Annotated in this window: 11 protein-coding genes; all 11 read left to right on the plus strand. The window is 43.2% G+C overall.

Annotation, left to right across the window (positions count from 1 at the left end; all coding sequences use genetic code 11):
- A partial coding sequence (locus B5D58_RS12765; RefSeq protein WP_327184242.1) for a methane monooxygenase/ammonia monooxygenase subunit B occupies window positions 1-406 on the plus strand: 406 nt, incomplete at its 5' end.
- Window positions 407-569: 163 nt separating this feature from the next.
- Window positions 570-1,205 carry a hypothetical protein gene (locus B5D58_RS12770; protein ID WP_011111551.1) on the plus strand — a complete coding sequence of 212 codons (636 nt, stop codon included), beginning with the start codon at window positions 570-572 and terminating at the stop codon, window positions 1,203-1,205.
- A gap of 66 nt (window positions 1,206-1,271) precedes the next feature.
- Window positions 1,272-1,844, plus strand: coding sequence for an LPXTG cell wall anchor domain-containing protein (locus tag B5D58_RS12775; protein WP_173251275.1), 573 nt, complete (start codon window positions 1,272-1,274; stop codon window positions 1,842-1,844).
- A 93-nt stretch (window positions 1,845-1,937) separates the two neighbouring features.
- The gene (locus tag B5D58_RS12780) at window positions 1,938-2,360 is read left to right on the plus strand and encodes a copper resistance CopC family protein (RefSeq protein WP_011112571.1); all 423 of its coding nucleotides are present in this window, start codon (window positions 1,938-1,940) and stop codon (window positions 2,358-2,360) included.
- An 18-nt stretch (window positions 2,361-2,378) separates the two neighbouring features.
- Window positions 2,379-4,526 carry a CopD family protein gene (locus B5D58_RS12785; protein WP_011112570.1) on the plus strand — a complete coding sequence of 716 codons (2,148 nt, stop codon included), beginning with the start codon at window positions 2,379-2,381 and terminating at the stop codon, window positions 4,524-4,526.
- Window positions 4,527-4,641: 115 nt separating this feature from the next.
- On the plus strand, window positions 4,642-5,199 hold the full coding sequence (locus B5D58_RS12790; RefSeq protein ID WP_011112569.1) for a hypothetical protein: 558 nt from the start codon (window positions 4,642-4,644) through the stop codon (window positions 5,197-5,199).
- A gap of 424 nt (window positions 5,200-5,623) precedes the next feature.
- Window positions 5,624-6,172 (plus strand): L,D-transpeptidase family protein, encoded by a 549-nt coding sequence (locus tag B5D58_RS12795; protein WP_011112568.1) that lies wholly within the window; start codon window positions 5,624-5,626, stop codon window positions 6,170-6,172.
- Between the two features lie 385 nt (window positions 6,173-6,557).
- The gene (gene rpsL, locus B5D58_RS12800; protein WP_011112567.1) at window positions 6,558-6,935 is read left to right on the plus strand and encodes a 30S ribosomal protein S12; all 378 of its coding nucleotides are present in this window, start codon (window positions 6,558-6,560) and stop codon (window positions 6,933-6,935) included.
- Window positions 6,936-7,011: 76 nt separating this feature from the next.
- On the plus strand, window positions 7,012-7,482 hold the full coding sequence (gene rpsG, locus B5D58_RS12805) for a 30S ribosomal protein S7 (protein WP_011112566.1): 471 nt from the start codon (window positions 7,012-7,014) through the stop codon (window positions 7,480-7,482).
- Window positions 7,483-7,554: 72 nt separating this feature from the next.
- A complete protein-coding gene (fusA, locus tag B5D58_RS12810; protein ID WP_011112565.1) occupies window positions 7,555-9,645 on the plus strand; it encodes an elongation factor G in 2,091 nt (696 codons plus the stop codon).
- Between the two features lie 30 nt (window positions 9,646-9,675).
- The coding region (locus B5D58_RS12815; RefSeq protein WP_143779595.1) for a GTP-binding protein at window positions 9,676-10,212 on the plus strand (537 nt) is incomplete at its 3' end.

Here is a 10,212-nt window from a genome sequence, read left to right on the forward strand (position 1 = left end):
ATCGATTGTCATTACAGATGCTAACTATGACGTACCGGGACGTGCACTGCGTGTCACCATGGAAGTAACCAATAATGGCGACATACCTGTCACATTTGGTGAGTTCACCACGGCAGGCATACGTTTCATCAACTCTACTGGCCGTAAATACTTGGATCCTCAGTATCCTCGTGAACTGATCGCTGTCGGTTTGAATTTCGACGATGAAAGCGCAATTCAACCTGGTCAGACCAAGGAACTGAAAATGGAAGCCAAAGATGCATTGTGGGAAATCCAACGTCTGATGGCGTTGCTGGGTGACCCGGAAAGCCGTTTTGGTGGATTATTGATGTCTTGGGATGCAGAAGGTAATCGCCATATCAACAGTATTGCTGGTCCGGTGATTCCTGTCTTCACCAAACTCTGATAAACAGTACTGAGTACTGAGTATCAGTTGAAAGATACCGGTACATCACTGTCGTAAGGCAGAGGTGTACCGGTTTTTATTACACAGTCTTGGTTTTGAACGAAGCATCAATTAGCCTGTCGAATTTAGTATTGCGGATACTGAATTGAAAGGGATTGTAAAAATGAGAAGAGAGAGTTTGCTGAAAAAGCATGAAGGTGTTGTAAAAAGTACTGGGGGGGGTGTCGTGTTGAAGCAATCCCTGTACTCGATTGTTACAGCATTTGTTTTCGTAATTCTGTGTTCCGCAAGTACAGTCTGGGGACATGGTCGTGTATCTCTGGAAGAAGATAACTGTGTGCGTCAGGTAGGCGAGAATATGGTGCACTTAAATACCTATCAGCCTCAATATGATCAGGCGGGGCATTATTGTACAGAGATTCCGGCGGCGGGAGATACTTACCTGGTGGTAGATCTGATTGATCCAGCCTTACGCAACATGCCAGTGAGCATGAAAGTATTCAGGGGTGAAGAAAAGGGAGGGGAAGCGATTCTTCAGGTAAAAGCCGATTATCACCCTGATGGTGTCATCAATGGAATAGGTAAACTGGACAAGGGGTTATATTCGGTAATGGTGACCGCAGAAGGTGTTCCCCCACTGAATTATTATTACCAGCTTCGGGTTGAAATGGTTGATTATGGCAAGCTGGTACGTACCTGGGCAGGTCCGGCAGTCGCAATACTGTTTTTGGGCTGGTTGATGTATAAACTGGTGCAATCTGGTCGATTGAGAAGCTGGTTCAAATCTCAGGATGATTAAACTGGATCATCCTGCGTTAGCGATGTGATTCACAACAAGAAAATCAAGGAGAGGGAGGATGGTTAAATGGTAAAAGGGTGGACAATGACAAGTATCAAGTGGCTTGGAGGGGTACTGCTGGGAATGGTCTGTTCAATCCAGGTGCAAGCACATGGTGGGTTATCATTGGCGGAAGATATGTGTAAGCTGACCATTGGTCCTTATACCATGCACTTTACGGGTTATCAGCCTGAAAGCACACAGGAAAAAGAATTCTGTGAAGACATACCGAATATTGGCCGGACAATTGTAGCGCTGGACTACATAGATGAGGCGTTACGTACGATGACGACAGAAGTGCGGATTATTCGTGATACAGGAGCTGAACCGGGTTCAGAAGGAAATCTTGATGAGCTTACTGTTTTTCATTCACCACCAAAGGTATATATGAATGGATCGGTAACTTTTGAACACGATTTTCCTGCGGAAGGGAAGTTCGTGGGACTGGTGACGATCAGAGACAATGGTACCGAGCATATTTCCCGTTTTCCATTTGCTGTAGGCACTGGAGGTAAGCCTGATATGCTGTATATCCTCGGAGCATTAGCCCTTGCAGCAGGTGCCGGCATCTTCTTCTTCAAAAAGAAACAAAACCCTTGAGGATAAAGCATCTCACACAATATTGCATAACACTATTTAAGTAAGTATCAATGTTCTTGTATATTTATTTTTAAATATTAGAAGGGTAATAAGATGAAAAGAGAAAGTTTTGTTGAGTTGTTCATAGAAAAAATTGTAACAAAGGTGAAGATAAGCAGTTTTGTAATGGGATTAATTTCTTTAGTTTTATTGTCAAGTTCAAATGTAGTGTTTGCACATGCTGCTCTAACAAAAGCTGAGCCAGCACGTCGAGCAGTTCTTACTGCTTCCCCAAAACAAGTTAGGTTATGGTTTAACGAAGAAATTGAAGCCGACTATGCATCTTTGTCACTGCATGATGCAAATGGTAAGGCACTCACTGAAAAAAAACCTTTAGTTCATCCTGATGATGCTAAATCGATTTACCTTGAATTGCCCGAGCTGATTGGTGGTCAATATACGGTCAAGTTTCGTGTTTTGTCTGTAGACGGCCATGTAGTAGATTCAGAATATAAATTTACAGTTAAAAATAAGTAACAAAATAAAAAATAAGTAATGGAAATCGTTGCGATATTAGCTAGATGGTCACAGCTTGTTGCCAATCTAGTATTACTTGGAAGTTGTCTTTATCTAGCCATAGCAGGTACCAGGCGAGAGTTATTCGATAATGCGTGGGTCATACGTTTGGAGAAATTATTCCCTGTATTGACTGCTATAGTTTTAGTTGGGCTTATTGGAGTTCTGGCTACGACTACAGGTAAAGCAACCGGAATTGAGTCCAATACTTGGAAGCTTGATGCATGGATTGAGATTGTCAGGCATACCAATATGGGACATATGTGGGCATTACGTGCTATTTCTGCCCTATTTTTGATGGCTGTTTCAGTATTCATATACGTGAAACGTGAACGGGCCAGATGGCATTACGTTATGGGAGCTTGCATAGCATCCTTGCCCTTGGTAGCTTCGGCGATGGTGAGCCATGCGGGTGCAGATGAAAATTTCATGGTGTATGTGCCTATTTATGCAATTCATATCCTGATGGCCGGAGCATGGTTTGGTGCACTTCCGGCATTTCTATTAATCGTTTTCGATCGACACAATTGTGATGCTAAAGGCATACAGCTCGTATTGAACGTAGACAGCCTGAAAAGATTTTCGGTCATTGCGCTGCCCATCATGGTTGCAATAGTACTAACTGGCCTGATTCTAACGGATCGGATGGTGGAAGAAGATTATCATGCATTGGTAGCTAGTACTTATGGTTGGGCTCTGGTTACGAAAATCGCTTTGTTGATAGCAATATTGTTTATAGCGTACCAGGCGCGTTCAAAGTGGTTGCCGTCATTTGAGCGTGTATGTGATTCTATAGACCGTTCCAGTCTGGATAAAGAAGAGAAAATTAATCAATCTTTCTTCTCTAAGTGGGTGCATAAAACTACTCAGGTTGAGAACTACGGTTGTGCGGAGGAAGGTGCCCCAGATTCTGGAGTAGCTAGATTGCGTAAATGGGTTCGAGTTGAATTTGTATTGGCGTTGCTTCTTGTACTATTTGCAACAATACTTTCCAACTCAGTGCCCGCCAAGCATGCAATGGTGGAAAATTGGCCATATCCATTCCGTTTTACTATTGATGGATCGATAGGTGCAGGAGCATGGAATGATCCAACAGTTCAATTCTTCTTGGGGTTAGGAGTAGTTTTACTTGTTGCCGCATTTGGTCTATTTTGGTTGGGTAAAAAGAAGGATTGGAATTTTAGAAAACGTGCTTTGGTTACAAGCGTATTAGTAGTTAGTGGTATCGCTGCGATTTTGCCACAATTTGCAGTTGTTGCTTATCCTGAGACGTATCGTAATACACCTGTTCCATTTGATGCTATTTCAATTTCGAATGGTTCGGTGCATTTTTCAGAATTTTGCACCAGTTGTCATGGTCCTCAAGGGAAAGGTAACGGTATATTAGCTAAAACTTTGTCAATGCCACCTGCAGATTTGCTGACAGAACCGCATACCGCGAGACATACTGCCGGTGATTTTTTTCACTGGTTAGGGTATGGTATTGAAAATACAGGGATGCCTGGCTTTATAAATAGTTTGTCTGAAGAGGATCGATGGGATACGGTCAACTACATTCATGCAATGTCACGTGGCTACCAGGCGAGACTACTGGGTCCTGCAGTTATACCGGATAAACCTTCTATGGGTCCACCGGTTTTTCAGTTCACTGCTTATGATGGCACTACTGGCACACTCAAAGATTTTCGACAAACAGCAAATGTATTGTTGGTATTTTTTAGCTGGCCAAATTCATTGGATAGATTAAAGGAGTTAAGCGAAAGCTATGAGAAGCTGAGAAGCCTAAAGACAGTTGTACTCGCCGTTCCTTTGGATGGGTATAGCGAGGCAGCGGTAGCTGGCTTTGCTGCTGATACCCCACTTGAAGTAGTAAGAGATGGATGGTTTGAAGTAAAAAACAGCTATATCCTTTACAGGCGTACTCTCAAATATCCCGATATCTTGGGTTCAGGTAATATTCCCGATCATATGGAGTTTTTAGTCGATCGTTTTGGATATTTGCGTGCCCGCTGGATACCATCCTTGGATCAGTCTGGCTGGAGTGATTTAAACTTGCTTACCAGTCAACTTTTGCAACTTAATCAGGAAAAGGAGATATTGCCACCACCGCGAGATCATGTACATTAATTCTGTCCAAAGAAACTGAGAAGACAGCCTAAAGTAATCGTTAAGAGTAAGAAGTTTTATAATAAATTTATGAAGCTTGTTAAGTAGTTTTTAACCAGTGATAGGGAGAACAGTAATGAAAAAATATCTGACGGGTGTGGTTCTTTTTGGATTGCTAACTTTATTTACAGGGTCGACTTGGGCACATTCAGATGAACAATTGGATGGGGTGGCTGCTCCACATGGCGGACAATTAAGAATGGCAGGTCCGTATCATTTGGAACTGGTTGCCAAGGATGGTGAATTACGTTTATATGTAACGGATCACATGGATCATGAGGTTCTTACTAAAGGTGGATCAGGTAAGGCAAATGTTTTTGATAAAGATGGGAAAAAGGTATCGGTAACATTGATACCGGTTTTTGCAAATTTCATGAAAGGGACGGGAGAGTTTACAATTACACCGGAAACCGTAGTTTCCGTATTTGTAGTATTGGATGGGGCAGAGACACAAGCTGCTCGTTTTACTCCGTTGAAGAAAGCTTCTGCTAAGGCTGAAGATGAAGAAGAGCACCACCATGGAGATGCTGATCAAGGTGAGCACCATCATCACGGAGATGTTGAACACGAACAACAACCTACTGATCAAAGTGATGCCGCAGAAAGTGAAGAAAATGAAGAGCATCATCACTAGTACTGATTCCTTGTAAGCCAATTTTACGTAAATCGTGTATATGGCTGAAAATAGGTGTAGAAAGGATAGTTTAGATGTTTTAGACTATCCTTTTTTATATGAGGGGATGAGTAGTCAGGTATCGGCTTGATTGAATTTTTGGCTCATAATCATCCATCTCGAACAATTTCGGGATTATTCCTGAGGTAAACGGTTCTGTAAGCCGGGGGTTTACGGAGTGAGTCGTTTACCAGTAACATTCTTGGGTTATAGAGTTTTCACAGCAACAGTCAGCGGTAACCAATCGAATCGTATTGTATCCATACACCATCTCTGCCCCTCCACCAGGAAATTTCGGTAGCAATGAGCCTACTCTGTATAACTAAAGATGATACGACAATCAAAGTGTCGTCGTTAGACGTATCTCATTAGCACGTTCGATTGTATGAAATACTGGTTGTATACGAGTCTATTTCTTGCCCTGATATTTTCGTTTCGGAGTTACGCAAATTCAGACATATGGATTCTGATAGATACTCTGGAGCAACGACTTAGTGTTATGCGTGGAGACAAGGCGCAATTGGCTTTTAATAATATTGCGATTGGCCGATACGGTGCTAGTAGCTCGAGAATGAAAGGCGATAACCAGACTCCGCTCGGCTCATTTCAAATTAGCTGGATTAAGCAGCATCATCGCTACTATCGGTTTTTTGGAGTTGATTTTCCCAATCAGGAAGCGGCAGATCTGGCTTTGGCTGAAAAAAGAATTTCACGACAAGCCTGGTTGAGTATAACCAAAGCCATTGAATCTTCAAGGTTGCCTCCCCAAGATACGCCGCTTGGGGGCTATATAGGGATTCATGGTATTGGTCGAGGAGATCGTACAGTTCATGCACGTTTCAACTGGACTAATGGATGTGTAGCTCTGACAAATGCGCAAATTGATGAATTAAGTTCATGGATAAAAATAGGCACGAAAGTTGTAATACGATGATTCGTAATGACTAATTTTACTACATTAGGACATTGTCTTTTATATCATGCCTAACTTAATCAAGATTTATATGTTGGGTCAAGAAACTGTTGATGAGCAATACCTGAAAGGATGAGAAACAACCAGTCTTCATTGAGGTGAATTAACTTAAATAGCAGAGCAGGCTGACTAAGCATCAGGTGGTTTATACCTTGACATGTAAATCATAACACCATAAAATTTGCAGTCTTTTTAGCTGCGTATCTGTCAAATAGGCAGTGCTGTACTAAGGTACAAGAGCAATTGTAGTAGATAAATTACTGCGCTGAGGTTTGTGCCATAGTAGAGGCGAATAACAAGGGTTAGCTTAAGGAAATAATTAAACAGATGGGATATTAGGAGCAAAATGCCGACGATCAGTCAATTAGTACGTAAGCCGCGTAAAGCAAAAAGAACGAAAAGCAAGGTGCCTGCTCTTGAGAGTTGCCCGCAGAAAAGAGGGGTATGTACGCGTGTTTATACTACGACTCCTAAGAAACCAAATTCTGCCCTCCGGAAAGTGGCTAGGGTCAGGTTAACAAACGGCTATGAGGTAAGTAGTTATATCGGTGGCGAAGGGCATAATTTGCAAGAGCACTCGGTTGTGTTGATACGGGGTGGAAGGGTCAAGGATTTGCCGGGTGTTCGCTATCATACGGTTCGTGGTAGTTTGGATACAGCTGGTGTAAAAGATAGAAAACAAGCTCGCTCAAAATATGGGTCAAAGCGGCCGAAGAGCGCATAGCCACGGTCAGTATATGTGCGCAGCTTAGCGCTGCGCATTTTATATCGTTTAAAAGAGAAATATAGAGATAAGTAAAATGCCGAGACGAAGAGAAGTGCCGAAAAGAGAAATACTGCCAGATCCCAAATACCATAATATAGAGTTGGCGAAGTTTGTGAATGTGCTGATGACACGGGGAAAAAAGTCTGTCGCTGAGCAAATTATATATGGTGCTTTAAATCATTTGGAGAAAAAAACGGGAAAGGATCCTGTCGAGGTATTTACACAGGCTTTGTCAAACATCAGACCAGTTGTTGAGGTTAAAAGCCGGCGTGTGGGTGGGGCAAACTATCAAGTGCCTGTGGAAGTTAGATCTATTAGGAGAAGTGCTTTGGCGATGCGTTGGTTGCGAGATGCTGCTCGTAAACGGAGCGAGAAGTCAATGGATTTAAGATTGGCGAGCGAATTGCTGGAAGCTTCGGAAAATAGGGGGGCGGCAATCAAGAAGCGTGAAGAAGTGCATAGAATGGCTGAGTCTAATAAAGCATTCTCTCACTTTAGGTTTTGAGGAAATTTTCGCATATGAGTGCATATGCGTGTAAATGAGTATCTCGACAGTAAAATAAACTAGGAAATAAAAGTGGCAAAGAAAACACCGTTAGAGCGATATCGTAATATAGGTATCATGGCTCATATCGATGCAGGGAAAACGACAACCAGTGAGCGTATACTGTTTTATACGGGGGTTTCTCATAAGTTGGGAGAGGTGCATGACGGTGCTGCTACTATGGATTGGATGGAGCAGGAGCAGGAACGGGGGATTACGATTACATCCGCTGCTACAACGTGCTTTTGGAGGGGGATGGCGGGAAATTATCCTGAGCATAGAATCAATGTAATTGATACCCCGGGGCACGTAGACTTTACAATTGAAGTGGAACGCTCGTTGCGTGTGTTGGACGGAGCTTGTACGGTATTTTGTGCAGTTGGTGGCGTTCAGCCTCAAACGGAAACAGTTTGGCGTCAGGCTAATAAATACGGGGTCCCGAGACTTGCCTTTGTTAATAAGATGGATAGGTCGGGCGCTAATTTTATGCGTGTTCGTGAGCAAATGATTAGCAGGCTTAAGACAAATCCGGTTCCGATTCAGTTGCCAATCGGTGCTGAGGATGGATTTGCTGGAGTCATTGATCTCGTAAAAATGAAGGCTATTTATTGGGATGATGCGAGTCAAGGTACGAAATTCGAGGAGCGTGAAATTCCTGCTTCAATGCAGGCTGATGCGGCCATCTGGCGAGAAAAAATGGTTGAGTCGGCTGCCGAAGCAAGTGAAGAGTTGATGAACAAATATCTGGAAACGGGTGATTTGTCTATAGAGGATATTAAACAAGGGTTGCGCGTAAGAACAATAAATAATGAGATTGTCCCAATGCTTTGTGGGACCGCGTTCAAAAATAAAGGTGTTCAGGCGATGCTTGATGCGGTACTTGATTATCTACCGTCGCCACTGGATATTCCGGCAATAAAAGGGACAAATGAAAATGGTGTTGAGGATGAGCGTGAGCCGAGTGAGGATAAGCCATTTTCTGCGTTGGCATTTAAGATTGCAACCGATCCGTATGTAGGGCAGTTAATTTTCTTTCGCGTGTATTCCGGAACGATTAAATCGGGAGACACGGTATTTAATCCGGTTAAGGGGAAAAAAGAAAGAATTGGTAGATTGCTCCAGATGCATGCCAATCAGCGTGAAGAAATCAAGGAGGTTGGAACTGGGGATATTGCTGCTGCTGTGGGTTTGAAAGAGGTCACGACAGGAGATACTTTGTGTGATCTGGATCACATAATTACACTGGAGCGGATGGATTTCCCGGAACCGGTCATTCATGTGGCCGTTGAGCCAAAAACTAAGATTGATCAGGAAAAGATGGGGATTGCACTGAATCGCTTGGCACAGGAAGACCCATCTTTTAGAGTTAGAACAGATGAGGAATCAGGGCAGACGATCATTTCTGGGATGGGTGAACTTCATCTGGAAATCATTGTTGACCGGATGAAGCGAGAATTTGGAGTGGAAGCGAACGTAGGAGCTCCTCAGGTTGCATATCGTGAAGCAATAAGAAAGCAAGTTGAAATTGAAGGTAAGTTCGTTAAACAAAGTGGTGGTCGCGGCCAGTATGGTCATGTGTGGCTGCGGATGGAGCCTAACGAGGCGGGTAAGGGGTTCGAATTTCTTGATGAGATTAAAGGTGGTGTTGTTCCGCGAGAATATATTCCAGCCGTTGAAAAAGGATTGCAGGATTCATTGGCAAATGGTGTTCTTGCCGGATATCCAGTAGTAGATGTGAAAGTTGCTCTGTTTGATGGGTCATATCATGATGTCGATTCTAATGAGAATGCTTTTAAAATGGCTGCATCTATAGCATTTAAAGATGGTATGAGAAAAGCTAACCCTGTTTTGTTAGAGCCAATGATGGCAGTCGAAGTAGAGACACCATCCGATTTTATGGGTAATGTAGTGGGCGATTTATCTTCTCGCCGTGGAATAATTCAGGGAATGGATGATATTCCGGGATTCAAGGTAATTCGTGCAGAGGTGCCGTTAGCTGAAATGTTTGGGTATTCAACGATACTACGCTCTGCTACTCAGGGGAGAGCGACGTATTCAATGGAATTCAAGCATTATTCCGAAGCACCAAAGAATGTGGCAGAGGCAATCATTAATAAGAAATAATACTACTCAAATCAATAAGAGGTTGACGTAATGGCGAAGAGTAAATTTGAGCGGGTGAAGCCGCATGTGAATGTGGGAACGATTGGTCATGTGGATCATGGAAAGACGACGTTGACGGCGGCGATTACGACGATACTGACGAAGAAGTTTGGTGGAGAAGCCAAATCATACGATCAGATTGACTCGGCGCCGGAAGAACGTGCACGCGGAATTACTATCAATACATCCCACGTTGAATACGAAACAGACAAGCGCCATTACGCACACGTAGACTGTCCTGGTCATGCTGACTATGTGAAGAATATGATTACCGGAGCGGCACAAATGGATGGTGCCATTCTGGTGGTATCAGCAGCTGATGGTCCGATGCCGCAAACGCGTGAGCATATTTTGCTGGCTCGGCAAGTGGGGGTGCCCTACATCATCGTTTTCATGAACAAAGCGGACATGGTAGACGATGCTGAATTGCTTGAACTTGTCGAAATGGAGATACGCGAACTATTGTCCAACTATGATTTTCCGGGTGACGACACACCTATTATCATTGGTTCGGCATTGAAAGCGCTG

Source organism: Nitrosomonas europaea (assembly GCF_900167395.1).
Lineage (GTDB): Bacteria > Pseudomonadota > Gammaproteobacteria > Burkholderiales > Nitrosomonadaceae > Nitrosomonas > Nitrosomonas europaea.

What these genes read in the sequence shown, in the direction of transcription:
- B5D58_RS12770 (WP_011111551.1), top strand. Translation starts at nt 570, where the DNA reads ATGAGAAGAGAGAGTTTGCTGAAAAAGCATGAAGGTGTTGTAAAAAGT.
- B5D58_RS12775 (WP_173251275.1), top strand. Translation starts at nt 1,272, where the DNA reads ATGGTAAAAGGGTGGACAATGACAAGTATCAAGTGGCTTGGAGGGGTA.
- B5D58_RS12780 (WP_011112571.1), top strand. Translation starts at nt 1,938, where the DNA reads ATGAAAAGAGAAAGTTTTGTTGAGTTGTTCATAGAAAAAATTGTAACA.
- B5D58_RS12785 (WP_011112570.1), top strand. Translation starts at nt 2,379, where the DNA reads ATGGAAATCGTTGCGATATTAGCTAGATGGTCACAGCTTGTTGCCAAT.
- B5D58_RS12790 (WP_011112569.1), top strand. Translation starts at nt 4,642, where the DNA reads ATGAAAAAATATCTGACGGGTGTGGTTCTTTTTGGATTGCTAACTTTA.
- B5D58_RS12795 (WP_011112568.1), top strand. Translation starts at nt 5,624, where the DNA reads ATGAAATACTGGTTGTATACGAGTCTATTTCTTGCCCTGATATTTTCG.
- rpsL (WP_011112567.1), top strand. Translation starts at nt 6,558, where the DNA reads ATGCCGACGATCAGTCAATTAGTACGTAAGCCGCGTAAAGCAAAAAGA.
- rpsG (WP_011112566.1), top strand. Translation starts at nt 7,012, where the DNA reads ATGCCGAGACGAAGAGAAGTGCCGAAAAGAGAAATACTGCCAGATCCC.